We start from the raw sequence: 26,311 nt of genomic DNA on the forward strand, positions 1-26,311 counted from the left end.
TTTTTATTCTAATGATAATGCTGCTACTGGGCATGCTTTTACACATAAACCACATTTAGTACATTTTTCATCATCAACTACTATTTTAAGTTCTTGTACATCTATAGCATCAGATACACATACACCTGCACAAGCTCCACAGTACATACAATATTCTTTTATAATCATAAAATCACCTATTCTTCGTCATTTTTAGATTCTTCAGCTCTTCTAATATCTATTGCTTCATCTCTTGTAATAAAAATGTGGCCACAATTGGTACATTTTAGTTCACCGTTGTGTCCATATGCAAGAAATTCTTTTTCAAAATCTCTATGTTGAGTTTTATCTTTTGATCCACATTCTGGACAAGGTTTTAATAACTCTTCTATTTTCATAATTAATTCCCCTTATTATTTAATATGTCATGAAGTTTAAATTGGGCTGCTTGTAAATGTTTACAATAAAAACTTCCTGGTTCTCGTTGATTCCTATATGCATAGTCAGGACAATCACAGTTCCAATAACCATAAATCATTGAAACAACATAGTAATCATCTTTATTTTTAACTTTGAATATAATATGACTTGGTTCATAATGTTCTACAATCACTGCATCATTTTTGTATAAATTATAACCATCAAGTATTCTGTCTGACATTCATATCATGTTATAAATTAATTCATTTATTTTATAATATAATAATATATGCTTTTCTTTTTATATGATTATTTGCATTTCATCTGAAATATAATGGTAATATTTGACTATAATATAACTTCAATGTATTGTCTTCAAATCTTGTGATAATATGTGTTGGTAAAATTTGGACGCCACTATTATATGCTTCTTCTAATGCTAAACTAAAGTCAGGGTCTGTATCATAATTTGGTGTGAAAAATTCTGCCTTGTTCTGTAAGATTAATATTATAATACAACTAAGTTTTCCATCCCTCTTAATTTTAATTAATTCTTCAACATGCTTTTTACCCCTACTGGTTGGTGCATCAGGAAATCTGGCTTCCCCATCAATTACTAGTGTACATCCCTTAACCTCTAAGAACAGTTCATCATTATTATCATTTTTTAAAAGAAAATCAAGTCTGCTTTTACCATAAGTATATTCTGGTTTTTCAATATGAAAATCTTTCAATTGGGGTATTTCCTTATTATCAACTAATTCTTGAACTAACTTATTATGAAAACTACTGTTTAATAATAACCATTCATCATCATAATATATTCCTATAACATCATACTTGGTTTTTCTACCAGTTTTATTATATGTTGGGACAAATCTTAATAAAATAGGAGTATCCTCTATTAATAACTCTTTAAGTCTGCCCGGATCATGTAAATGTGCAATTTCAATGTTATTCTCCTCATTTTTAAAAGTTACGGTAAAACGATTAGGTCTTGAAATATATTTTCCTAAAATCAAATCTTCAATTATCACATTATCACATTCTTGTTATCCAATCATTTAACTATACTAGAATAATTTTTTCTTAATATTTTAAATATTGATGTAACATTATGTTATTCTTATTTTAGAAATAATTTAAACTTTTGTTTCTCAAATAATTTTCATAAGAAAATATTATATAAGTATACTTACAAAATATATAATTAATAATTATTGATAATACATCTCTAATTAATAAACTAAAATAATATGAAAATTTGATTTCAATTATTTTTAGGGTGAACACAATGCAATATGAAATGTATCAAGAAATAATGGATCAACCTATTTCTTTAAGAAGAACCATCGATTCAGAAAAAGATCATCTTGAAGCAATAGCTAAAAAATTCAGTGATTTAGATAAAATATTCTTAATAGGTTGTGGAAGTTCTATATCAACTTGTTATACAATAAAAGATGCTATCAAATCAATATCTAACATAGACATAGATGTTCAAACAGGTTTCGAATTTGTAGAACACCAATATCTAGATAAAGGATGTAACATGGGAATGATAGTTACTTCACAATCCGGAGAAACATCAGATACTCTATCAGCACTGCGTAAAGCAAAAGAACATGGTATTATAACAGTATCAATCACAAACATGCCTGAAAGTTCAATGGCAAAAGAAGCAGACGGAAGTGTTATAACATTATGTGAAGAAGAACATGCTATACTCGGAACAAAAACATATATAACACAACTATTCGCATTATATGCAATATTCTTTAACATGGTAGAATCTGAAAGAGCACAAAAAGTATTAAAACAATTATATGATATTCCAGATTTAGTAGAATCATTGCTAAAATCAACAGAAGAAGAAAATAAAAAGTTAGCTGAACAAAACAAGGATGTTGACTTATTCTACTGTATGGGTGGAGGAGTTAACTTTGGTTTAGCTTACAAACTTGCAATGACTATGTTCATGGAAGGATCACTTAAACATGCATGTCCAGTTTATGCAGGAGAATTTAGACATGGATTAATAGAACGTGTAGAAAAAGGAGTAACAGTCGTATTCCTAAAATCCGGTGAGGAATATGATAAAGTAACACTAAGAGCCATAAACTTCTGTAAAGATTTAGGTGTGAACAATATAATCTTTGATGTAACAAATTATGCTGATATAGATTCATTATTAACACCATTTGCATTAATAGTTCCTCTCGAATGGTTTATTTATCATTTATCAATATATAATGGGGAAGATCCTGGAAGCACAAGACATATAGGTAAAGTTCGATATTAATCATAATATAACTTCCTATTTTAATACTATTTTTTTCTAATACTCTTTTATTTCATATAATAATTAAAAAACTGCTTTTTCTAAAAAAATAAATAAAAACTCCTTAAAAATAATATAAAAAAATAAACATCATCCAATAAAGAAAAAAATAATAATTTCACACACTATTCAAGAAAAAAATAATTATCTGATAAAAAAAGCATATTATTAAATAAATAAATACAACCTATTTTTTCATTAAATTTAAATTATATCATTTATAGAACTATATATAACTAAAATAATGAGAATTATTATTTAACATAATTTATTGGAGAAGTGATTTTTTTGAATTCAATAAAATCAAGTGAAGACTTAGAACAACTAAGTCCATTTATAATAATAGGAGCTGGTGGAGGAGGAGAAAAATTTTCTAACTTCACAGGAGTAGAAACAGCGGGATTTCTCGATGATTCCAAAGATAAACAAGGAAAAGAATTTCTAGGACATATAGTAGGATCAAACTTAAAAACATTAGTAGAAGAAACAAATTCCAAATCCGTTGCAATAATGTTACCAATAGGTGCAGAAGGAGCAGCATTAAAATATGCAGTACAAGCAATAGACCTGGGACAAAATGTAGTAACATCATTCAGATCACTACCATTAGAAGAAAACCCTGCAATACTAAAATTTGCCAACCAAAAAGGAGTACAAATAAAACAGATTAGCTCCAGATTAGATAATGTAGAGAAAATAATGGGAATAGCTCCAGAAAAAGTAACAGAAACACTACCAAAAATAACATATGTTCACAAAAAACCAGTAATATTCGTTGGAGGAACATCCCAAGAATGTGGAAAAAGAACAACAACACGAAAACTCGGTGAAATTGCAAAAGAAATGGGATTAAAAGCAATAATCTTCTCAACAGATGAAATGGGATTTGAAAAACCAACAGATATTAACTTCAGAGCAGGAAGTCTATCTGTTATGGACGTACCCGCAGCAGTAATGGGAACAATAAAATATATGGAAGAAAATGAAGACCCTGACATAATATTTATTGAAGGCCAATCCAGTCTTACAGAAACAGGAAATCCACATCCAAAAGGATTATCCGCATCCATACTATTTGGTGCAATGCCTGATGCAGTAGTACTATGTCACAGACCAAACCATCCATACAGAGAACCAATCGGAATTCAAGCAGAACTAACAGCAATAGAAGCTGTAGAACCAACAAAAGTTATAGCTTTATCCATAAACAGAAGAAATGATAATGAATACTCATTAGAAGAAACAGAAAATGAATTTAATCTACCTACCGTTGACATACACACAGACTCAAATGGTGGATTAAAAAGATTAATTGAAACAATTCTAGAATATGTGGGGGACAACTAAGATGAAAAATACTTTCAAAGAATTTACAGTAAATGTGAAAAAATCAATAGACAGGGAATATGATGGTGAAAATAATATGCAACCAAACTATGATGATAGTCAAAAAGTTTTGAGTGATAATGTAATATCCTCAATAGAAGAATCTTATGATGATGACTATGATGATGTAAGTATTACTGTCGATTCTGATGATGTATTGATTGAACCAGAAAAATCAAGTATTGACATGATACGTTTAATCAAAGTCAAATCTTTAAAAGAATTATCAGTAGCATTAGATAATGTAACAAAAACAGGCGTTCCTGCAATAATAGACTTAAAATATATTCAAGAAAGAAGAGTATCTGAATTCAAACAAGTAGGTTCAACATTTAAAACATTCAAATCTGCAACAAATGCAAATGTAGTATTACTTGGAGCAACTAAGAATGTTGTTGTAGTAACTCCACAAGATATAAGATTAGTAAAACAATAAACTCCCTAATTCACTTCTCTAATCTTCTTTTAAAAAAAATAGTATAAATTAGAATATTTATTCTAAATTATGAAAATCAATAACATTTTTATAAGTAACTTTATCAATCTCTTTTTGACCAAAACCATTTTTAATCAATTCATGCTTAGTTTCTGCAATTGATAAATGATTTGATGGTGCTGAACTAATATCACTATCTAATACAAATTTGTCAAAACCAAACTCATCTAACATTTTCACAGTATCAGAAGGTGACATTTTAAGTGGTTGAACAGTTATGCCAAGAGTAAAACCAGTATCAATTGCCATATTAACAATACTGAAATCAATATGATCCAATTGTACAAGTTCTGGCTTAATATTTTCCTTAAGTAATTTAATCGTAGTTTCAGTAACTTCTGCCTTATTTGTACGTGGTGTATGAACAATAACATTATAATTGTTTTCATCCGCAAATTTTAATTGTTTAATAAATACTTCCTGTTCAAGTTCACTTGTAGTTTCAAGACCAATTTCTCCAACCGCGATAACATGGTCCTCTTTCATATACTCAGGTAATTTATCTAATACAACATCGTAATCATGTGGTATTGCACGTGGATGAATACCAACACCACAATAATATTTAATATTTGCTTGTTCAACTCGTTTAGATTCATCGTAAACAATACGGTTTAAATGTTCAATACTGACAATGGATTGACTCATCTCAAGAGGGTCATGTGCAAGAGATACAACCGCATCAATACCTGCCATGTTCATTTCTTTAAAATTTTCGTAAGGCCTACAATCAGCATGTAAATGTGCATCAATCATAAGATTTCACCAAAAACTATTCTGCAATATCTTCAAAATTCTTATAACCTTCAATAAGTTCTCTCATAATTACTGGCAACTGGTTAATAAGCACTCTTTTTTGTTGGAATGTGTCACGATTTCTAATGGTTACCCTATTATCTTCAACAGTATCATAATCAACAGTTATTGCAAATGGAACACCAATTTCATCTGCTCGTGCATATCTTTTACCAATAGTTCCACTTGTCTCATAGTTAGTAATAAATCCATTACTTCTTAGGGTAATTTCAATATTCTCTGCAATAGTTGTTAATTCTTCCTTATTGACTAGTGGAAGTACTGCTGCTTTTATTGGAGCAATTTTTGCCGGTAATTTCAGGTACTCTCTTGTTTCACCCTCTTCACTTTTATCTTCAGTATATGAGTGTAAAAGTGTAGAATAAATTATTCTGTCAATTCCATATGATGGTTCAATAACGTGGGGAACAAATCTATCTCCCTTAATTTGTTCTTCTTTGGTTTCAAATGTTACAAAGGAGTCATCTATCTCATAGGTATTGTCTCCAATTTTAAAGGAGTATGTTCCACTTGTTTCAAAAGCTTCTTTAATCTCATTTACATCAGCATTTTCAAGGAATTCTTTTGCTTTTGGTGAATCTCCCTTAAATGTTGGACCAAATTTTTTCATATTGAATGATGGTTTTGTCACGGTTACTGTTACCGGTTCATCATATTCCTTAAATACTGATAAATCTTCTTTACTGTGTGCAATATGACTTTTAAGATCGAAGTCTGTTCTATCAGCTATACCAATAATTTCTACCCAACCATACTGGTCAGTTTTTACTTCAGCATCCCAACAGTCTATAGCATAATGTGCCATTTCATCTGGTAAATGTTGTCTGAAACGTATTGCTTCTTGTGGAATTCCAATATCACTAAGGAAATTATTTGCAAGAACTATCTGGTATATGAGCATTTGACTTGAAACAATACCTTCTTTTATTGCATCATTTACTGTGATGATAATTGGTTCATCTTCATTTATTTGTTCTTTTTGGCTATATAGTTTAAGTTCAATATCTGTGATGTTTTCATAATTTTTATGACTTTTATCTGATGGATCTACAAATATTTCTGCTTCTGCTTGTGTGAATTCTCTTAGACGGATTACTCCTTGTCTTGGTGATAATTCGTTACGATATGATTTTCCTAGTTGAACTATACCAAATGGTAATTTATCTTTGTAGAATCTGCTTATTCTCTTAAATGCTATGAATATTCCTTGTGCTGTTTCTGGTCTCATAAATCCTACTTGTTTTCCACTGGCCCCTATTTGTGTTTTAAACATGAGGTTATAACTTGTCACAGCACCTAGTTTTCCTTCACAATCAGGACATATTATGTTGTTTTCTTCAATAATTTCTGTGAGTTTTTCATCAGGTAATCCTTCAACTTCTTTATTTATTGCTGCTTCTATAATATGATCTGCACGGTAAACTTCGTTACATTCAGTACATTGTGTCATAGGATCTGTGAAGTTATCCACGTGTCCTGATGCCTTTAGGGTGTTTCTTGGCATTACTGTTGGTGCTTCTATTTCATAGAATCCTTCTTGGAACACATAGTATTGTCTCCAAAGATTCATAATATTATTTTTTAATAATCCTCCTAATGGTCCATAATCATAGAATCCTGCTACACCTGAATAAATTTCAAATGAAGGGTATAATATTCCTCGTTTTTTTAGTATGCTCATAACTTTTTCGTTACTCAATTTTTTTCCTCCTTAATATCAAAGTCTTGTTTAATTTTACTTACCTGTGGACCAGTTTGTCCCATATATTTACTATCTCTATCTTCATGACCGTATGGCTTAGCTGAAGGTGTTGTCATAGTTTCAAACACTATCTGGCATACTCGTTGACCTGGATATAATGCAACGGGCATTTTTCCAATATTGGATATTTCTAGCGTAATTTTTCCTTCAAATCCTGGATCAATGTAACCTGCTGTAACGTGCATGGTCACACCAAGTCTTCCCATTGAAGATCTGCCTTCTACTCTTGCTACAATGTCTGCAGGAAGTTTCACTGTTTCATAGGTGGTTGCTAATGTGAATTCTCCTGGATGTATGATGAATGGTTCGCCTTCTTTTACTTTAAATGAATCCATGTATGATTCAAGGTCAGTATTATCATATGGGTCAATGTATGGTTTTGTTATTATTTTAAATCCTTTAAATTCATCACCTAATCTTAAATCTACTGAGGAAGGTTGGATTTGTTTTTCATCTTTGATTGGATATATTTCTATTTTATTTTCATCTAGATATTTTTTTATATCAACATCACTAAGTATTGCCATAGTTTATTCCTCTTTTGAGTCAATTTTATTATTTATTCGTTTCAATGTTCCACGTAAAGTATTTGTTTCTCTACCTGTAATAAATGCACGTCCAATAATTCGTTTTGTAATAATTTTTATGTTTTTTCTTTTATGACTAGGATAATCTAGTTTAGAAATAATTTCATCACATAATTTTGTGATAACTTTTTTATCTTCATAATCCGCAATGTCCATTTCATCTATAGGATAATCTTTTTTGTGTTTGAATATTTCATAAAAAACTATTGCTGCAGCATGACTTATATTCATGATAGGATATTCGTCACTGGTTGGTATTGTAACAAGAACATCACATAATTCTAGTTCTTCATTACTTAATCCTTCTCCTTCTCTTCCAAAAACAAGAGCAACATTGCCTCCAGTGCCAATATTATTTGCTAATTCATCGGGGGTAATTGCTATTCTTGGGATGTTATAACTACCTCCGGCAGTACCGGTAGTACCAACGAGTGTGGTTATTTTTTGATCCTCTATGAATTCTTCAATTGAATCATATATTAGTGCATCTTGAACTAATTCTCGGGCATGTACTGCTTGATAGTATGCACTATTTTCTAGTTTGCAGGGTTTTATTAAAACAAGCTTCTTTAATCCAAAATTTTTCATAGTTCTTGCAAGAAAACCAATATTACCTGGAGTTTTTGCTTCAACAAATACGGTATAAATTTTCAAGATTAATCACTATATTTATTTTTGTTATTAGACTCTAAAATAATTAATTAATATGGTGTGTGAAGTCTTTGGTAATATGAATATAATCTTGGTTTAAAGTGGATGATTAATTTTTAGTTAACATAGAATGAGTTTATTTATAATTTATTTGGTGGGGATATGTTATTGTTTGTTTAAAGTTTATATTTTTATTAAAAAAAGAATTTATGGGGTTGGATTTAAAATATTATATTTTTAAATCATTCCTGTATGTGTTAAAACTATTTGTGCTATAATTGCTGATGCAAAATAGGTTCCAAAAATTACTAAACAAGTAACTATAATACCTTTCATTCCTACTTTTTTGAATTCTCTTAAATCTTTTCCCATTGCTATACCAGCATAAGCTAAGAGAATAGCGGTTATAGAAATAAGGTCTACTTTTGATGTATAATATATTACTGTAGAAGATATTGGTGACCAAGGTAAAGCAATTATCAAACCAATAATACTTATATATAAAATGGATGGGATGTCCCATGGTAGAATTTTCTCTATTATTAATCCTATGATTGATATTCCGCATAGGATAAACATTCCTATCAATGCTTCTTGAAGTGGATATTTAAAACCAACATAATTTCCTATGCTGGTCATAACAGAGAATATTAATAATATTCCAATCCATTCTAGAACTGTGTTTATTGATAAATTAAACTTCATTTTCGATACTTTCCCTTTTTGCATTTATTTTTTTATCAGTTATTTTGGCAGTTATTGGTTCTAATATGTTATACAAACGTTCTGTTAATGGTAATGCTACAAAAATATACACATACATTCCAGTTACCATTGCAATTAGGTTTGCCATTCCACTAAATGCTTCCATTTGTACTGCATATTGTGGGTATATGGTTGACAGTGATGCTACTGCAGCTGCGTTCATACTGGCACTGCCTATACCACATGCCATACCATAAGCGAATGGATGTAATGGAATTAAATGTGCTAGAACACTTGTTAGTAAACTTATGAATGGGGTTCCTAACACGGTTCCTATTAGAAATACTGTGAAAAAACCTTTTGTTTCTGGAGATGCAAAACCAAATTTATCAATTACAACAGCCATTTGTGGTTCACGACAAATTGAACTGGTCATACCTATTGCTTCTCGTTTAAATCCTAGAAGTAATGCAACAGGCATTGCTGCGAATATGGTTCCTAAATTTCCTACTTCTTGTAGTAAAATTGCAGGACCTGCATTAAATATTATACCAATGTTTTGTCCACTGGCTATTGCTAGTTTTGCTAAAAGGGGTCCTATGAGCAGCATCATTACTGCTGTTGATTTATCTGATTGATCTTCTGAAATCCATGTTATGGGTTTAGCTATGTAGAATGCTATGGCTAAAACCAATGAATGTAATAATGGCATTAATACTATTGAAATACCTGCTAAATCTAGGGTAATTACTCCTATATATTCTGCAATTACTATACAAAATAAAACAGTTAAATGTAATTTATAATCTTTACACGCCTCGCTTAAATCATCCATTTCGGAATTATATTTATTTTTTACTGGCATATTTAAATCGTCCTAACTATTATTTACGTTAATTTTAATAGAGGAATTCATTAATTATAACCTGTGTGAAGATAATAAATTCCCCTATATTTTTACTATTTAATTATTAGTTCTTATGCATCTACTATATAAACATTCTATGAATAAATTTTAAAATTATTTATTAAAATGTTTTAATAATTGAATTTTTTATATAAATTGTTTAATTAAATTTTTAGCTTTGATTTTTATTTTTATGTTTTTCTATGTTTTTATTTACAAAAATATAATAGTGTATTATTTATTGGGATGATTATTATTATGAACTTTTTATATGGGATTATATTGAGTAATTTTTTATTAATTCTGAAAAATGCTTGTTATAATTATTATTTCATAATTTTAATTAATTCATGTTCTTTTTGAAGTTTTTAAGGTATTTTTCTATTTTTTTATATATAAATAAAAAAGTTATTTTAAATCTATTATTTTTAAAATAAAAATATATTTTCATTTAAATTCCTTCAATACTTATTGAAAAGTGTTTTTTTATTAAATAAAGTATTTATATATGTTCCTACTATGTGATAAGACTAAATATTATAATTCACAAAAAGTGTTCAAAAACTGAATATATGTTCCAAAACTGTGAATTAAAAAAGGAAAAAGTTCTTAAAATACGAACAAAAATTCATTAAAAAAGCACAAAAATCAACAATAATCAAAAATGAATATTGTTTAATATCAAAACCATCTTAAACAATAATAATTGAAGTAAATACAATAAATTAATAAAATAAATTAAAAAAAATACGAGAATATACTTATAACACTATATCAAAAATAAACTTTGAATAACATAACAAATCCCATAATTAAAAACTATTATAATAATAAAGTAATCTAGATGTAATTAATATTTATTGACATATTCAAACAAATATTTCAAAGAAAAATACAAGATATACCACACACTATGACTAAAAAACATCAAAAACATGATATAACAAGTTAAATATACAAATATCTTACTTTAACACTTCAATACAAGTTTATTACAATTGAATAATTCAAAATTACATAAAATAATATAATAACATCTTACAGAAAACAAATAAATAATATTTTTAAAAGTTACCGTTTTACTTTTTTCATCATTTCTACCGTTATTGTGTCAATAATTCTTTTTATATTGAGTCTTATCTGGTATAGGTTGATAGTGTTATTTGATTTTTATCTTTTGATGAATGTACATCTGTTTATTTGGAACTATTATGTGTTTCACTTAATTTAACTCTTAAATCTATTTATAATTAACTGTAAATATTATATTCATTGTAACACAAACTAATAATTAACAAGGTAAGGAGGTTAATATGATGATGCCAGAATTTAACATAAATCCTAATGCAATAATCATCATACTATTAGGTATTATAGCATGTTTATTCCCAGTATTTTCCCCAATGACTAGTGGGATGATTTCTGGTTTTGCTTTCTTTATGATAGCTATTTCCTTATTATTATTCGGTTTATCAATAATTGGTGTAAATCAGATTGTAGGTATTGTGGATATTGTACTAGCATTTGTTGCAATATTCTTTAGTTTATCATTAATATTTAATCCACAATTTGTAGCTAGCTTTGTTAGCTTCATAACATATTTCGTAGGATTATTAATGATTATTTCCGGATTATTCTATGCATATATTGGACAAGATTACTTTTATTTCACTTATTTAGGTATATCAACAGTAATTTTAGGAATATTATACATAATTTTTGGAATATTCACTGGAAATCCTATTCATTTAGGTATAATAGTAGGAATTTGGCTAATAATCTCAGGTATTTTTGATTGTTTTAAACCAAAAACTCATTAATTAAAGAATTATATTTTTTTCTTTAAAACAATTTTTTTTCTAAAATTAGAGGTGATTAATAATGATGATGGTTACAACACCTGAAATTGAGGGAAAAACTGTAAAAAAATACATAGGAATAGTAAATGGTGAAGGATTAATCGGAGCTAACGTATACAAGGATATATTCTCAGGAGTTCGTGATGTAGTTGGTGGAAGAACTTCCAATTATGAAAGTGAACTACAAAAAGCTCGTGAAATCGCATTAAACAGTATGCAAGAAAAAGCAAAATCTCTAGGCGCCAATGCTATACTAAATGTTCGTATAAAATACAGTAACCTCGGAGGTACTATGGGAAACACCATACTAGTCAGTGTCAATGGTACCGCAGTATTATACTAAAAAAAAGAATTAGAAATGAATTAAGATTAATTATAATTCTAATCTTATTCATATGCTTTATTAAGCAATTCTAATATGTTTATCACACTTGTTTTTGAATTTTTCTTTTGTAGAGAATCGTTAATATTGAATTCACAGAATGGACATATGGTTACAACATGATCAACGTTTAACTTGTCTATCATATCTACTTTTTCATCTGCCAATGCTTCGGCAATTTCCGGTAATCCACTTTTTACTCCACCACCAGCACCACAACATTGATCAGGTCTATCCATTTCAATAAATTCTACTCCTTTAATATTATTAAGAATATTTCTAGGTTCTTCTGTTATTCCTTGGCTTCTTGCAAGGTGACAAGGGTCATGGTAAGTGACTTTCAGATTAACATCATTCATATCTTCAGGATTAAGTTTTCCATCAAGGAATTCACTTATATTCAGGACATTAAGTTTTACTCCATATTCCGGATAATTATTTTTTAGTGTTGCCCCACAACCAGCACACACAGTTAAAACTGTATCATAATCCTTGAATATTTCATAGTTCTTATCAACTAATTCCTGCACAATATCTGTTTGCCCAGTTCTTAGTAAAGGTGAACCACAGCATACCTGTTCTTCTGGTACATCAACTTCATATCCAAGTTTTTCAAGTACATTAATAAGGTATTCTGCAATCCAAGGAAGCCTATTATCAATCATACAGCCAGTGAAAAATGCAATTTTCCCATTTTTAGTACTGCCATGCATTTTGTTATATTTTTTAATAAAACCTTCAGGATAATCACTATCTTCTTTTGGTTGTACTGATTTGCCGGTAGTTAATACTGACTCATGTATGAATTTATGTTCTGGTAATGGTCCTTCGTTTTCTTCAAATATTCTTTCTCTTAACTTTTCTATTGCTTTACCATAAATGTTAATTTCTCTAGGACAGGTATTGGAACATTCTCCACATGATGTACAATAATAAATACCTGATTCTATTGCTCTTTCGGATAATGATTCATCCTCTCTAGGATCAAATTCTATGTTAGAAAATCCTCGCATAAAGTATGGTCCTACATATGACCCTGTTTTCTTAATAACCGGACATGCTGATATACATGAATAACAATCTATACAACCTCTTAATTGGTCACATGCTTCATAATCTTGTGGTTTGATAAGTTCTGGTTTTGTTCTAGGAATGTCACAATCTTCAGAAGTCATATACATGTTTAAACTTTTCACTTCATTATTCAATTCAGTTCTATCCACTATTAAGTCTTTAATTACTGGAAGGTTTAATGGTTCTAAAATATCATTATCATTAATTTCTGCTTTACATGCAAGTTTAGATTTTCCATTAACTTGTATTGCACATGATCCACATTGTCCTGCCCTACAAGAATACCGATATGCTATGTTGGCATCATACTTCTTATTAATTTCTTCGAGAGCATCCAATACTTTCATCTTATCTATTTCTTCAATTTCATAAGATTCCATGTAACTTTCCTTTTTAACTGGATCATATCTTTTAACATTAATTGTAATCATATTAATCTTCCAATATTATTATTTCTATAAGAAAAGGTGGTTAAATTATATATAAAGAAAATTTATAACTTTTTCTTATTTTATCCTATTTTAATATTTTCATTTTATCTGTATTATATATATCCATAATAGCTTATATTTTGTAACATATAAATATTACTAATCAATAAAAAAAAATTCTTCACGAATTTAAACTAACGATAATATTTTTCTATTATATTTAATTATTTTTAAGGAGTAATAACATGAATATAAATGAACTATTAGACTCAAAAGAAGGAGAAAAGCGGTTCATGCTAGGAAATGAGGCCGCCGTAAGAGGAGTCTTAGAATCAGGAGTTTCATTAGCAGCAACATATCCAGGAACTCCATCATCAGAAATAGGTGATATTCTATTTAAAATAGCAAAAGAAGCTAATGTATACTTTGAATTCTCAGCAAACGAAAAAGTAGCAATAGAAGTAGCAACATCCGCAGCAAGTACCGGTCTGAGAACTTTTTCATTCATGAAACACGTAGGAGTAAATGTTGCAGCAGACTCATTCATGACCTCAGCATACATTGGAGTAGAAGGAAGCATGCTTGTATTAGTAGCAGATGATCCATCAACATTCTCCTCACAAAATGAACAAGATACAAGACACTTTGCAAGACAAGCAAACATACCATTATTTGAACCATCAAATCCACAGGAAATAAAAGACTTCATACACTATGCTTATGATATCTCAGACAAATTCAACATACCAGTAATCCTCAGAACAACAACAAGAGTATCTCATATGAGAGGTATAGTAGAAACAGGCAGTTATGCTAAAAACACAAAAACATACGGTGAATATAAGGATAATGGATTACACGTACCAGTACCAGAAGCAGCACGAGTAATGCATAAAAACCTTGTAGAAAAAATAAGTGACATAAGAGAAGTCTCAAATAAAAGCCCATTAAATAAAATAATAGATAATGGCGCAGAAATAGGTATAATAGCATCTGGTGGAGCATATAATTATGTTGCAGATGTAGTAAGACAAAACAATCTCAAAGTCAACATATTAAAACTAGGATTCACACACCCTTACCCAGAAGAATTAGTTCGTAAATTCCTCGAAGACAACAGAGAAGTACTAGTCGTAGAAGAAGTAGATCCACTTAATGAGATTGAAACATTAGCAATAGCAGGAAAATATAACATAAATGTAAAAATACATGGAAAACGAGACAATACTTTACCAGAAATATTCGAATACACTCCTGACATTATATTTGAAGCATTACAAAAATTATCATCCTTCGATGATAAACGTAAAGAACCAAATCAATTATCCGAAATAGCACTACCTTCAAGACCAGCAACATTATGTTCCGGCTGTCCACACAGAGCATCATATTATGCAGCAAGAGAAGCAATAAACAGTTTAAACCTTGACCTAGAAAGTATACATCCATCCGACATAGGCTGTTACACACTAGGAATAGCACCACCATATAAAATGGCAAACTATCTCATGTCAATGGGAGCAAGTGTTGGAACAAGTTGTGGATTCAGTAAATCAACCAAGGATCAACCAATAATTAGTTTCATAGGCGATTCAACATTCTTCCATGCAGGAATACCACCACTTATTAATGCAGTACATAACAAAACAAAATTTACACTAGTCATTTTAGACAATAGGATCACAGCAATGACAGGTGGACAAACAAACCCTGGAATACCAATAGATGGAATGGGTGATGAAGCACCAGAAATATCTATAGAAGCACTGGTAAAATCCATAGGAATAAACTTTGTAAAGAAAGTTAATCCATTAAATGTTAAAGAAATGATAAACATTTACAAAGAAGCATTAGCTTACGATGGAGTATCAGTAATTATAGCAAAATATCCATGTAACTTAATAAACAAACAAGCAATACGTGAAAGAAAATATAAAATAAAAGTTGATCAAGATAAATGTGTACATTGTAACATTTGTGTAAACAATTTAGCATGTCCAAGCATAAATGAAATTGATGGAAAAATTACTATAGATCAAGTATGTAATAAGTGTGGAGTCTGTACAGAAGTATGTCCAACTAATGCAATTCATAAAGAGGAGTAGATGAGTATGGTATATAATATTTATATATGTGGAATAGGTGGACAGGGAATTATTAAAACTTCCATCGTAATAGGAGAAACAGCAATTCATAAAGAAATGAATGTTGTGATGAGTGAGATACATGGTATGAGTCAACGTGGTGGAGTTGTATCAACAGAACTAAAAATAGGTGAAGATCAAAGTCCTATAATACAAGAAGGTGGCGCAGACCTCATATTATCTTTTGAACCTGTAGAAGCACTTAGAGCATTACATAAATCTAATAAAGATTCAATTATTGTAACTAATACTTCACCAGTACTGCCATCAACAATCAACCAACAAGATGTTGATTACCCTGAAGTAGATACTATAATTAAAGAATTAGAAGAAAAAGTAGCAAAGGTTTATGCTATTGATGCAAATAAAATAGCTCTTGATGCAGGACATCCATTATCCATGAATATGGCAATGTTGGGTGCTGCTACTGCTATAAGTACTTTTCCATTAGAAAAAGAAGATGTCATATCTATAATGAAAGATAATCTTCCACCAAAATCTATTGAAATAAACTTAAAAGCATTTGAAGCAGGATACAATTCCTGTTTATAATTTATTTTTTAAAAAAAAGTTGGGGAGTTGAAGAGAGGTTGTTTATATTGAATAAATCTCTTCTGAAGTGATTAATTGTGAACCTTCCTCTTTTAAAACTTTATAACCTTCATCCATATTTTCTAATTTTAGGATAACAATTGCATTATATGTTTTTTGTTCAACAAAAGCATATAAATATTCTAAGTTAATATCGTTTTTATCAAGGATTCTTAAAATTTTATTAAGTCCTCCTGGTTCATCACTTATGGATACTGCTAAAACTTTTGTAATTTTTACTATGAAATCTTTTTCTTCTAGTTTTTCTTTAACTTTCAAAGGCTCTGTTACGATTAAACGAAGTATACCAAATTCTGAAGTATCAGCAATAGATAATGCTCTGATGTTAATATTTAACTCTTCGATAATGTCTAATGTATTTAATAATCTTCCCTCTTTATTTTCTAAAAATATTGATAACTGGTCAATATATTCTTCTACCATATTTTCACCCTATTCTTTTTTTTTTATTTGTTTCTATTATCAATTACTCTAACTGCTTTACCACTTTCTACACGATCAATAGTTTTTGGTTCTACTAGTGTTACATTTACTCTTAAACCTATTTCATCGTGTATTGCATGAGCCAATTTGTCCTTAATTCCTACTAATTCTTTTACATTGTCAAAGAATATTTCTGGTGATGCTTCAACTTTAACTTCTATTTGGTCTAATACACCTGGTCTGGTTAATATTATCTGGTAATGAGGTTCTACACCTTCAATTGATAGTAATGCTTTTTCAATTTGTGATGGGAACACACTAACTCCTTTAATTTTAAGCATATCGTCGGTTCTTCCGCTTATTTTATCCATTTTTACCAGTGTTCTTCCACAGCCACATTTTTCATGGTGAATTTTTGTTATGTCTCTTGTTCTGAATCTTATAAGGGGCATACCTACTCTTGTTAGGGTTGTCAGTACTAATTCTCCAGGTGTGTTTTCTGGTAATTGTTTCATTGTTTTTGGGTCGATGATTTCTGGATAGAAATGGTCTTCATTTAAGTGTAAGCCGTTTTGTACTTCACATTCCATTGCTACTCCTGGGCCCATGACTTCTGTAAGTCCATAAATGTTGTATGCTGGTGTTTGGAATTTGTCTTCTATCTGTTTTCTCATTTCATCGGTCCAGCTTTCTGATCCAAATCCTATTACTTTAAGATTTAAGTCTTTAGGGTCTGTTCCCATATTTTTTAATTCTTCTGCTATGTGTAAACCGTATGATGGTGTGAAAATTAACATTGTTGTTTTAAAATCTTTAAGTAACTCAATTTGTCTAAGTGTTTGACCTGTAGATATAGGTACTACTGTAGCTCCTATTTTTTGACCACCGTAATGTACACCAAATCCTCCGGTAAATAATCCGTATCCGTGAGTGTTTTGGATTATGTCGTTTTCATCTACGCCCATCATAGTTAATCCACGTGCTATGATTTCTCCCCATATGTCTAGGTCTTCACGTGTGTATCCTGATACTGTTGGTTTTCCTGTTGTTCCACTGGATGTGTGTATTTCAATTATGTCTTTTTGTGGTACTGCAAATAATCCGAATGGATATGATGCTCTTAGGTCTGTTTTTGTTGTGAATGGTAGTTTTTCTATGTCTGCTAGTGTTTCTATGTCTTCGGGGTATACTTCTTCTTCGGTGTAACGTTTATGATAGTATGGTACTTCGTTAAATGCTGTTTTAACAACATCTTGTAATCTTTTTAGCTGTAGTTCTTCCATGTCTTCTTTTGACATGCATTCTATTTTTTCATCCCAAAACATTATTTGTTAACTTCCTTTTTTGTTTTATCTGTATATAGATATATTAAAGGTTAGTAATTAATTTTTTTTTTAATTAATTTATATAGATGGTAGTCTATATAATATAAGTATAACATAAACACTGGGGTTCTATAAATTATGGATAAAAAAATCATAATTATATTAAGTGTAATACTACTCGTTGGTAATTTATCTATAGCTTATGCTATGAATAATGATTTAAAAGTTGAAGATACAAATTCTGATGAAATATTATTACCATTGTCAATGAGTGGTCCTATAAAACTTGATGAATTAATAAAGGAAATAAAAACTAAAGATTATTATAAAGGATATGATGAGCAAACACTACAATGGATGACTAATTTAGGAGATAAATATGTATATATGACAAATGATTCTTTTGTAATAATGAATCAAGCTGATGCTAAGAAAATACCAATGGAAATAGTTACTGATGTATACATTACATATAACATTAAATGCAAACTAATAGAAAGCCATCCATTAGGCAATACCAAATATCCTAAAAACGTACAATATGTGCATGATGTAAAATATATCAATCAAGACATAACATATTTCGAAGTCTAGTTGCATCATAATTCAAAAAAGAAGTTGGTATTGACAATTATTCAATACCAAAAAATTCATTTCTCGCATTAACCATTGCTTGAATATTCTTTAACGGACTGGCTGCAGCTATACCACAACTTGGTGCAACTACATCCACACCTTTCTCTAGTGCTTGAAGTACTTCTGTTCTTACCTCTTCAGGTGTTCCCCTATATAATGTTTTACTAGTAGATATATTTCCACATACTTGACATTTATTTCCAAGACTTTCTTTTACTTCCTGAGCATATCTCATATCTACTGCTTCTTCTATACTAATTCCATTATACCCACTGGATAACATGTCTTTTAACATATTTCCAGTGTGTCCACATATATGTAATACATTTTGTGATTTCATTGCTTCTTGAATATCTTCTAATGGGGGTCTTGAGATCTGTTGGAAATCAAGTGGACTTAATAAGTCTCCACTACTTGTAGGATCTGCTACGCATATGATATCTGGTTTAACTTCATTCAATACCTTTATGTATGCAATAACTGCTTCTGTTGCAACATCAACAGCTGCTTCTACTCCATAGTAGTCAAGATTTATCATTTTTAATATTTCTTCTACTCCTATCATATGTCCTGCTACTGTGAATGGTCCAGTTATTCCTACACATACTGGTAGGTTATCATATCTTTCATGTAGTATTTCCACTGCTTCACATATTACTGGTATTCTTCCAGAAGTTTCAAAATTATCAGGGATTTCTATTTCTCTAGGATCATCAAATGGTGATTTAACTACTTCCGGTGTTCGTCCACCACTTCCTAGATCAACTGTACATCCCATGGATTCTGCTTCTACTGCAAGACAGAATGGTATTTTAGCATCTTCTAGACCTGCTAGTTCATGTAATGATGCACCTAATGTTGCCATTTGTTCAGGGTCTTCGTGTGCTTTTGGCCAGGATGTACCGGTAAGTTTCATTGCATCTAGAATTCCGGATTGTGTAACGGTTATCACTGGTGTGATATCTACTTCTTTACCGTTAAGAACATTTTCCAGATTTTTTTTGTAGTTGAGTTCCATTTTCAATCATCTCGTTTCTTTTTTTTTCTTACAATTATAAAATATCTTATCGGAGTATTTAAAGGAATAATTATTATTACTTATTTCAAAAAATGACATACGAATGAATATTATATATTATAAAAAATATTTTTTAAACGATTAAAATATTTAATAATTACTATTTATTCACTATAATAAAAAAATAAAGAAAATTAAAACATATTATAATCAAATAATCATTTTAATAATTCAAACAATTAAATCATTTTAAATAATTTTTCATAATGCTTTAAAATCAAATATAACTACGTTAAAAATAATATAATAAAAGTAAACTATTTAAACTTAAAAAAATATATTCATAAGTTTAGAAAGAATTATTAATAATGTATTAATTTTTTATAAAAAAATAAGTCCCTTTACATCGATATTTAATATAAAAATTAACATATCACAAAGAACAAGGATGTTCATATAAAATATTTCCAAAAAAATAGTTAAAAATAAGAATTTAATTAAAAGAGTTTTTAAAATGCTACTAATAATTAGTAACATTCTCTTTTATTTAGTAAAACTAATTATAATGCTAATTTAACATCATCAGCGGTAACAGTTTTTCTTCCTGCGTGTTTTGCAAGTTTGTTTGCTTGGATTGCTACTTCTTCTGCGTAATCTTCAAGAGCATCTGCAAGTGCAATTGCTGCTGCATCACTGATTCTTTCTGCTCCAGCACTTTTTAAGATTCTTTTAACTGGTGCGATTGGTAATTCAGCCATGAAAATTTTCCTCCTTTTATTTTTATATTTATTTCTTTATCCTTCGACTTATATATATTTATCTTAAAAATAGGGCATATATTATTAATTATTTATAAAATATTCTTCTATTCATTAACTAGAATATGAATGAATGGAACATGTATTCACAATAGTTATATTAAAAAATAATTAGTTAAATTAATATAAGATAAATGACAAACTAATTAAAAAGACTAAAAGAACAACTTTTTTTCATTAATCATATTATCTTAAAAATTATTATTGTAAGTAATTAGATATAACTCATAATCTTATTTTAAACAAATAAACAACAAATAAATATGATTATAATATTAAAAATTTGGTGAATAAATGTCACAAAAAGAAAATAAGGAAATAGATTTAATATTAAATCATCCTAAAAAAGCTATAAACAAATTAGCAATACCCATTATAATAAGTAACTTATTCATGATGTTAAACAATATTATTGATGGAATATGGGTAGCAGGACTAGGACCAGGACCCCTAGCAGCAGTAGGGTTCGTAACACCCCTATTTCTTGCATTAGTAGGTTTTGCAAACGGACTTGGTGCCGGATCAAATAGTTTAATAGCACGTTTCATCGGAGCAAAAGACCATAAAAATGCAGAAAACAGTGCTATACATTCCATAATGCTAAGTATAATAGTAACAATAATATCCACAATACTAATCATGATAATATTAAGACAATTACTCCTATTTATGGGTGCAGAACAAGTAATCAATCTATCATTACAATATGGATATATAATTATAGGAGGATCATTCTCAGTATTCATACCAGCAATGATATCAGCAATATTCCGATCAGAAGGAGAAGTAAAAAGAGCATCACGACCATTAATGCTAACAGCAATAATAAACATGATACTAGACCCAATATTCATATATGTACTAAATGGTGGAGTAGCAGGAGCCGCACTAGCCACAGTACTAGCTGGAACAATATCACTAATACCAATGATATACTGGATGTTAGTAAAAAAGGACAGTTTCCTAAAAATTAACTTAAAAGATTATAAACGAAACTTTACAATATACAAAGACATACTGGTAGTGGGAATACCAGCAAGCCTAGAACAATTCATAATATCATTCGTATCTATACTCATGAACTACTGGCTAACAATACTCTCCGGAACAGTAGCAGTAGCCGCATACACAGCAACATGGAGGCTCGTATCAATAGGTATTTCACCACTAATAGGTATAGGAGTGGCAGCATTAACAGTAGGAGGAGCTGCATATGGTGCAAAAAACTTTAAAAATATGAAAATAGCCTTAAATTATGGAACCAAATTAGGGTTAATCTCATCATTAATAATATGTGCATTCTTCTTCATATGTGCCGAACCATTATCATTCATATTCTCCTATTCAGCAGATGCTGCAGTAATGTCAGCAAGAATAGTGGAATGTCTCAGAATATTATGTTTCTTCATATTACTAATGCCATTAGGAGTACTTGCAGGAAACATCTTTCAATCAATGGGTAAAGGAACTTACTCACTCTTAATCACAATACTCAGATCATTTATACTTGAAATAGTATTCGCAGCATTATTTGCATTCGTATTAGGAATGGCCGATGTAGGAATATATCTCGGATTAGTTGTAGGTATGTCTTTAGGATCAATAGTAGGATACTTGTACCTTAACTATTACTTAAACAAAACAAGAAGTTATTATAACTAATATACTTTTAAACAGTATTAAATGACAACAAAAGATAATAAAAAGTTAATACAATTACTCACCCCCTCTTATTTTTAAAACATAGTAATATATCATATAATTTATTATGATGTAAATCATAACCATCCTATATTTTTTTCCCATGAACTAACACATGTTTCTAAAATACTCCCCATCAATTAATAAAAAACTCACACATTAAGAATCAATTTACCAGACAAGAAGTAAATGAATTAATTAAAGTTTATTAAAAAAGTTTTTGATAAATAATATTAATAACAAATCATTTCCTTTAAAAATTGAGAAAAGATGGAAGAGAACATGTCAACAGAATACAATATAAAATTTTGTCCAAATTGCGGAACAAAAACAATACCAAACGCAAAATTCTGCATAGAATGTGGTTATGAACTAGCATCATTATACAAACAAAATTCTCCTAATAATAATGAAAATAATAACAATAAAAACATAAATAACGATTCCAACATACCCTCACCAGAAAATCATATAAACAATCTAGAAACTTCTCAAGATAATCAAAAAAATGAACCAGAAAATTCACTACAAAATAATCTAGAAAAAACTGAACAAAATACAATTGATACAATTGAAACAGGCAAACCAGTATATGAATTAAAAATAACAATACCTCACCAGCCAGAAAATAAAGATAATGAAGAAGTTCATCAAGAAAAATCAAATAATCAAAACTTTGACATAATAAGACCAGCAACAAACAATAAACCAAAAATCAATCAAAACAAAAAGAACACACAACCTATAAAAAAAGACTTTAATGTGCTTAAAACACAAAAACAAAAACCAGCAAACAACAATCAAACACAAACAACACCAAAACAAGAAGGACTACCCTGCCCATCATGTGGAAACAACATGCAAATATCACAAAAAACAGGATTACTATCAGGAGGAACATACCACACATGTAACAATTGTTTAATAACATTCAAAGCCAATAATGAAAATCTAGTACTAACCGATGAACCAGAATTCACAAGATTCAAAAGTAAACTACACCTAAAAAGATACACCCACAAACAGTGGAAAGAAATACTATCCGGAAATTACACTACCGATGAAGTAAACAAAATAACAAAATGGAAATTTGAAGGACAAACAAACATACCATGCCCAGCATGTAGCCATGAACTAAACAAATACAAAACAGGAGGATTTGTAACTCATTATCTAGTATGTAAATATTGTAATCTAATACTAGAAGAACATAAAAATGAAAAATACACATTATACAATTCTACAGAAACTCATTCCCCACTATGGAAACATGAAAAAAATCCATTATCAATACAAGAATTACAAGGACTATTCGGCCACGAATCACCTGATGAGAAGAAACAAAGACAACTAACAGTTCAAGCTCATGAACAACTAGTAAAAAAACAAGAAAAAGAAAAACAACAACAAAAAGAAGACATGGAATTATTCGCCGAAAGTATAATGACAGGAAAACCAATGTTGCCTCCACCTACTGATACAACAATAGTACTGAAAAATAAGGAAAACCCCGTATATAAAGTAGAAAATGTATCATTACTAGAACCAAGATCAGTTAGAACAAGTAGTGGAGGTTATGGCGGAACATCTGTACGAATAACAAAAGGTGTTACATTACATTCAGGACGCACAGCATCAAAAAGTGAATCCCATGATGAAATCAAACTAATAGATACTGGAGATTTACTAATAACAAACCAGCGAATAATCTTCCTCGGATCTAATAGGACAACAAATATAGATATTAAAAAGATTATTGCAATTACCTCTGAAGAAAATAGGATACAAATTCAAAGATCCAATAAACAAAAACCAGAATATTTCACAAATGTCAAATCCTCCGAACAAGTAACAATAAACGGAAGGACATATTCTGTTGATATTGATGGTGAAATGCTAAGAAAACTAGTTTTAGGATTAATATAAGAAAAAAAATATAATTTGAAAGTGTAATAACCTAGTTATACACTTCCATTTTTTCCTCATTTTGTAAAACAGTATCCCCCAGGTTATCTTCTACATCTTCTACACTAGCATTACTCTCATTTTTTGTATATCGGACGTTTTTATTGCTGTTGGTGTCCTCATCAATAATTATGTCAGTATTAGTTAAACTAATATTACTTCTATACTTGTATACTATTCCAATTACTGCCAATACACCAATGGCAAGTATTAAAGTTCCATCTATTGTGAATGCCCCTGCAGATGGTAACATAAAATTACTAAACATAATTGTTCCCCTCTATTAAATGTTATTAATTATATTCTATTTAGATAATCTTATTAATACTTAACAATAGTTCTATAACATTGTATGTATATAAATATTAGTATAATCATGTAATAATCGGAGAATTCAATAATGAACAATAATGACTTTTTTGACTTTGAAGACAAAAAATATGATTTTCCATTTTATAATCAAGAAAATAAACAGTCACAGAATGGAATAAAAATACTGTTACTGAGTACAATAATATTCATATTTCTAATAACGGGACCAATAAAACTGCCTAATGGTCAAGAACAAATACTGTTATTTATTGTAACACTGATTATGCTATTATTATTCACACAGGGTAACATTGGAACTTTTTTCAGATTACCCGAAAAGAAGGATATACGTTTAATCATAATATGTTACATATTGTTTGAAGTATATTACATAGCACTATTATCATTTTTTAGCTTAATACATTTTCAGACAACATCCGGCGTAAACAATGACTTGAACACATGGATATTACTAATAAATATTCTACAAATAATAGCAGAAGAAATATTTAAAGCATTAATGTTTTTACTTGTACTAAAAATCATATACAGTAAAGGTTTTAGTCGAAAAAAGTCAATAATAATATCTACAATAATCGTACTACTAATATTCGGAGTATTGCATTATAATAGTTATCCAAACATAATACAAATAGTATTCATGCAGGGATTAGGAGGCTTCGCGGAACTATATCCATACATAAAGACAAAAAATTTAACATTATCCGTACTAGTCCATATATGTATAAACTTTGCTTCATGGATTCCATTCATGCTAAGATAACATAGTTTCGTACAAAGAAAAAAAATGGTAAAATGTTATTGGATATTATAAATCTATTCTTCTAACATTCTCTTTTTTATCTTTTTCAAAACAAATATAGGGAATAATTTTTCCTATTTTATCATCATCAATATTTAACTTGGATGATAAATCATCAGCAGAATCAACATATTCTCCACGTTCACGTAAATAAATTATATCTTGTACTATTTTTTCATCAAAACATGGGATACGTATCAGCTCCTCAAATGAAGCCCTATTAATATTTACTTTTTCTTGTTTAATTGAATCAAAGTTTTTTCCAAAATCACTATTGTAGCTTTCTGAATTATTAACATTACTTGCACTATTTTCTTCAAGAAAATGGTTTAACCTATAATTGCTTTCAACAATATTATCATCAGATTCTTGTTGTCTAATACGCATCTTATCTGATAACTTTTCACGGTATCTTTTGAAGATAATAGCTGCTCTTAACATACACAATATCCATAAAATAATTCCAAGATAAACAATTATCATATCAAATATAGTGAAACTTAATAAAATAAATGGAATCATATAAATTATGCCTTCGTCTATCCATCTAGGTTCATCAACACGCCAACCCGCATAGATAAATCCAAGTCCACCGAAGAATGGGATAACAACGATAACAAGCCAGATATAATTTACAATACTCATAAAAATACTATTATCATCCATAATATCCAAAACCTCATACAATCATTATATAATAATAGTATATTCTAAAAACATATAATAATTAACTAAAAA

General features: G+C 29.4%; 28 protein-coding genes. 11 read left to right on the plus strand and 17 right to left on the minus strand.

Annotated features, from left to right (window positions below):
- Window positions 1–3: 3 nt before the first annotated feature.
- From PXD04_RS21335 to sfsA, 4 genes are all read right to left on the minus strand, one after another.
- Window positions 4–168: a 4Fe-4S binding protein gene (locus PXD04_RS21335; protein WP_323736820.1), complete on the minus strand. Its 165-nt coding sequence runs from the start codon at window positions 166–168 to the stop codon at window positions 4–6.
- A gap of 8 nt (window positions 169–176) precedes the next feature.
- Window positions 177–377: a TIGR04165 family Cys-rich peptide gene (locus tag PXD04_RS21340; RefSeq protein ID WP_323736821.1), complete on the minus strand. Its 201-nt coding sequence runs from the start codon at window positions 375–377 to the stop codon at window positions 177–179.
- A gap of 2 nt (window positions 378–379) precedes the next feature.
- Window positions 380–640, minus strand: a complete 261-nt coding sequence (locus PXD04_RS21345; RefSeq protein WP_323736822.1) for a hypothetical protein — start codon at window positions 638–640, stop codon at window positions 380–382.
- Window positions 641–719: 79 nt separating this feature from the next.
- Window positions 720–1,436 carry a DNA/RNA nuclease SfsA gene (gene sfsA / locus PXD04_RS21350; protein ID WP_323736823.1) on the minus strand — a complete coding sequence of 239 codons (717 nt, stop codon included), beginning with the start codon at window positions 1,434–1,436 and terminating at the stop codon, window positions 720–722.
- Between the two features lie 257 nt (window positions 1,437–1,693).
- Here sfsA and PXD04_RS21355 point away from each other — a divergent pair, with 257 nt between their 5' ends.
- From PXD04_RS21355 to PXD04_RS21365, 3 genes are all read left to right on the plus strand, one after another.
- Window positions 1,694–2,701 (plus strand): SIS domain-containing protein, encoded by a 1,008-nt coding sequence (locus PXD04_RS21355; RefSeq protein WP_323736824.1) that lies wholly within the window; start codon window positions 1,694–1,696, stop codon window positions 2,699–2,701.
- Window positions 2,702–3,028: 327 nt separating this feature from the next.
- On the plus strand, window positions 3,029–4,087 hold the full coding sequence (locus PXD04_RS21360) for a DUF1611 domain-containing protein (protein WP_323736825.1): 1,059 nt from the start codon (window positions 3,029–3,031) through the stop codon (window positions 4,085–4,087).
- A 1-nt stretch (window position 4,088) separates the two neighbouring features.
- Window positions 4,089–4,562 (plus strand): hypothetical protein, encoded by a 474-nt coding sequence (locus tag PXD04_RS21365; protein WP_323736826.1) that lies wholly within the window; start codon window positions 4,089–4,091, stop codon window positions 4,560–4,562.
- Window positions 4,563–4,619: 57 nt separating this feature from the next.
- On the opposite strand, the gene PXD04_RS21370 is transcribed toward PXD04_RS21365, so the two are convergent.
- From PXD04_RS21370 to PXD04_RS21395, 6 genes are all read right to left on the minus strand, one after another.
- A complete protein-coding gene (locus PXD04_RS21370; protein ID WP_323736827.1) occupies window positions 4,620–5,378 on the minus strand; it encodes a TatD family hydrolase in 759 nt (252 codons plus the stop codon).
- 16 nt (window positions 5,379–5,394) lie between these two features.
- Window positions 5,395–7,137: a glycine--tRNA ligase gene (gene glyS / locus PXD04_RS21375; protein ID WP_323736828.1), complete on the minus strand. Its 1,743-nt coding sequence runs from the start codon at window positions 7,135–7,137 to the stop codon at window positions 5,395–5,397.
- Window positions 7,134–7,727 carry a dCTP deaminase gene (gene dcd / locus PXD04_RS21380; protein WP_323736829.1) on the minus strand — a complete coding sequence of 198 codons (594 nt, stop codon included), beginning with the start codon at window positions 7,725–7,727 and terminating at the stop codon, window positions 7,134–7,136. The genes glyS and dcd overlap by 4 nt, the downstream gene beginning before the upstream one ends.
- Before the next feature lie 3 nt (window positions 7,728–7,730).
- Entirely contained in the window at window positions 7,731–8,441 is a 711-nt protein-coding gene (locus PXD04_RS21385) for an RNA methyltransferase (protein WP_323736830.1), read from the minus strand.
- A gap of 234 nt (window positions 8,442–8,675) precedes the next feature.
- Window positions 8,676–9,143, minus strand: coding sequence for a hypothetical protein (locus PXD04_RS21390; RefSeq protein WP_323736831.1), 468 nt, complete (start codon window positions 9,141–9,143; stop codon window positions 8,676–8,678).
- The gene (locus tag PXD04_RS21395) at window positions 9,133–10,008 is read right to left on the minus strand and encodes a DUF3100 domain-containing protein (RefSeq protein ID WP_323736832.1); all 876 of its coding nucleotides are present in this window, start codon (window positions 10,006–10,008) and stop codon (window positions 9,133–9,135) included. Before PXD04_RS21395 ends, PXD04_RS21390 begins: the two co-directional genes overlap by 11 nt.
- Before the next feature lie 1,355 nt (window positions 10,009–11,363).
- Here PXD04_RS21395 and PXD04_RS21400 point away from each other — a divergent pair.
- Both PXD04_RS21400 and PXD04_RS21405 read left to right on the plus strand, forming a co-directional pair.
- Window positions 11,364–11,870, plus strand: coding sequence for a hypothetical protein (locus PXD04_RS21400; RefSeq protein WP_323736833.1), 507 nt, complete (start codon window positions 11,364–11,366; stop codon window positions 11,868–11,870).
- 61 nt (window positions 11,871–11,931) lie between these two features.
- Window positions 11,932–12,252 carry a YbjQ family protein gene (locus tag PXD04_RS21405; RefSeq protein ID WP_323736834.1) on the plus strand — a complete coding sequence of 107 codons (321 nt, stop codon included), beginning with the start codon at window positions 11,932–11,934 and terminating at the stop codon, window positions 12,250–12,252.
- Between the two features lie 44 nt (window positions 12,253–12,296).
- On the opposite strand, the gene tfrB is transcribed toward PXD04_RS21405, so the two are convergent.
- Window positions 12,297–13,796 carry a fumarate reductase (CoM/CoB) subunit TfrB gene (tfrB, locus tag PXD04_RS21410; RefSeq protein ID WP_323736835.1) on the minus strand — a complete coding sequence of 500 codons (1,500 nt, stop codon included), beginning with the start codon at window positions 13,794–13,796 and terminating at the stop codon, window positions 12,297–12,299.
- A gap of 245 nt (window positions 13,797–14,041) precedes the next feature.
- Between tfrB and iorA the strand changes: the two genes are divergently transcribed.
- On the plus strand, window positions 14,042–15,901 hold the full coding sequence (gene iorA / locus PXD04_RS21415; protein ID WP_323736836.1) for an indolepyruvate ferredoxin oxidoreductase subunit alpha: 1,860 nt from the start codon (window positions 14,042–14,044) through the stop codon (window positions 15,899–15,901).
- Window positions 15,902–15,907: 6 nt separating this feature from the next.
- Complete coding sequence (locus tag PXD04_RS21420) at window positions 15,908–16,492, plus strand: indolepyruvate oxidoreductase subunit beta (protein ID WP_409988257.1); 585 nt, start codon at window positions 15,908–15,910, stop codon at window positions 16,490–16,492.
- A gap of 42 nt (window positions 16,493–16,534) precedes the next feature.
- Here the strand turns inward: PXD04_RS21420 and PXD04_RS21425 are convergent, their stop codons facing one another.
- Entirely contained in the window at window positions 16,535–16,975 is a 441-nt protein-coding gene (locus PXD04_RS21425; RefSeq protein ID WP_323736838.1) for an acetolactate synthase, read from the minus strand.
- Between the two features lie 23 nt (window positions 16,976–16,998).
- Window positions 16,999–18,300 carry a phenylacetate--CoA ligase gene (locus tag PXD04_RS21430; RefSeq protein WP_323736839.1) on the minus strand — a complete coding sequence of 434 codons (1,302 nt, stop codon included), beginning with the start codon at window positions 18,298–18,300 and terminating at the stop codon, window positions 16,999–17,001.
- Between the two features lie 138 nt (window positions 18,301–18,438).
- Here PXD04_RS21430 and PXD04_RS21435 point away from each other — a divergent pair, with 138 nt between their 5' ends.
- Window positions 18,439–18,894 (plus strand): hypothetical protein, encoded by a 456-nt coding sequence (locus PXD04_RS21435; RefSeq protein ID WP_323736840.1) that lies wholly within the window; start codon window positions 18,439–18,441, stop codon window positions 18,892–18,894.
- Window positions 18,895–18,931: 37 nt separating this feature from the next.
- Here PXD04_RS21435 and mtaA read toward each other — a convergent pair whose 3' ends face one another.
- Complete coding sequence (gene mtaA / locus PXD04_RS21440; RefSeq protein ID WP_323736841.1) at window positions 18,932–19,954, minus strand: methylcobamide:CoM methyltransferase MtaA; 1,023 nt, start codon at window positions 19,952–19,954, stop codon at window positions 18,932–18,934.
- A 560-nt stretch (window positions 19,955–20,514) separates the two neighbouring features.
- Window positions 20,515–20,718, minus strand: a complete 204-nt coding sequence (locus tag PXD04_RS21445; RefSeq protein ID WP_323737497.1) for a histone family protein — start codon at window positions 20,716–20,718, stop codon at window positions 20,515–20,517.
- Window positions 20,719–21,066: 348 nt separating this feature from the next.
- Here PXD04_RS21445 and PXD04_RS21450 point away from each other — a divergent pair, with 348 nt between their 5' ends.
- The gene (locus tag PXD04_RS21450) at window positions 21,067–22,434 is read left to right on the plus strand and encodes an MATE family efflux transporter (protein ID WP_323736842.1); all 1,368 of its coding nucleotides are present in this window, start codon (window positions 21,067–21,069) and stop codon (window positions 22,432–22,434) included.
- Between the two features lie 321 nt (window positions 22,435–22,755).
- A complete protein-coding gene (locus tag PXD04_RS21455; RefSeq protein WP_323736843.1) occupies window positions 22,756–24,399 on the plus strand; it encodes a zinc-ribbon domain-containing protein in 1,644 nt (547 codons plus the stop codon).
- Window positions 24,400–24,430: 31 nt separating this feature from the next.
- On the opposite strand, the gene PXD04_RS21460 is transcribed toward PXD04_RS21455, so the two are convergent.
- A complete protein-coding gene (locus tag PXD04_RS21460; protein WP_323736844.1) occupies window positions 24,431–24,706 on the minus strand; it encodes a hypothetical protein in 276 nt (91 codons plus the stop codon).
- A 132-nt stretch (window positions 24,707–24,838) separates the two neighbouring features.
- On the opposite strand from PXD04_RS21460, the gene PXD04_RS21465 reads away from it, so the two are divergent.
- The gene (locus PXD04_RS21465) at window positions 24,839–25,534 is read left to right on the plus strand and encodes a type II CAAX prenyl endopeptidase Rce1 family protein (protein WP_323736845.1); all 696 of its coding nucleotides are present in this window, start codon (window positions 24,839–24,841) and stop codon (window positions 25,532–25,534) included.
- Window positions 25,535–25,579: 45 nt separating this feature from the next.
- On the opposite strand, the gene PXD04_RS21470 is transcribed toward PXD04_RS21465, so the two are convergent.
- Window positions 25,580–26,239: a helix-hairpin-helix domain-containing protein gene (locus tag PXD04_RS21470; protein WP_323736846.1), complete on the minus strand. Its 660-nt coding sequence runs from the start codon at window positions 26,237–26,239 to the stop codon at window positions 25,580–25,582.
- Window positions 26,240–26,311 lie beyond the last annotated feature (72 nt).

It is taken from the genome of Methanosphaera sp. ISO3-F5 (assembly GCF_034480035.2).
In the GTDB taxonomy this organism is placed as follows: Archaea; Methanobacteriota; Methanobacteria; order Methanobacteriales; family Methanobacteriaceae; genus Methanosphaera.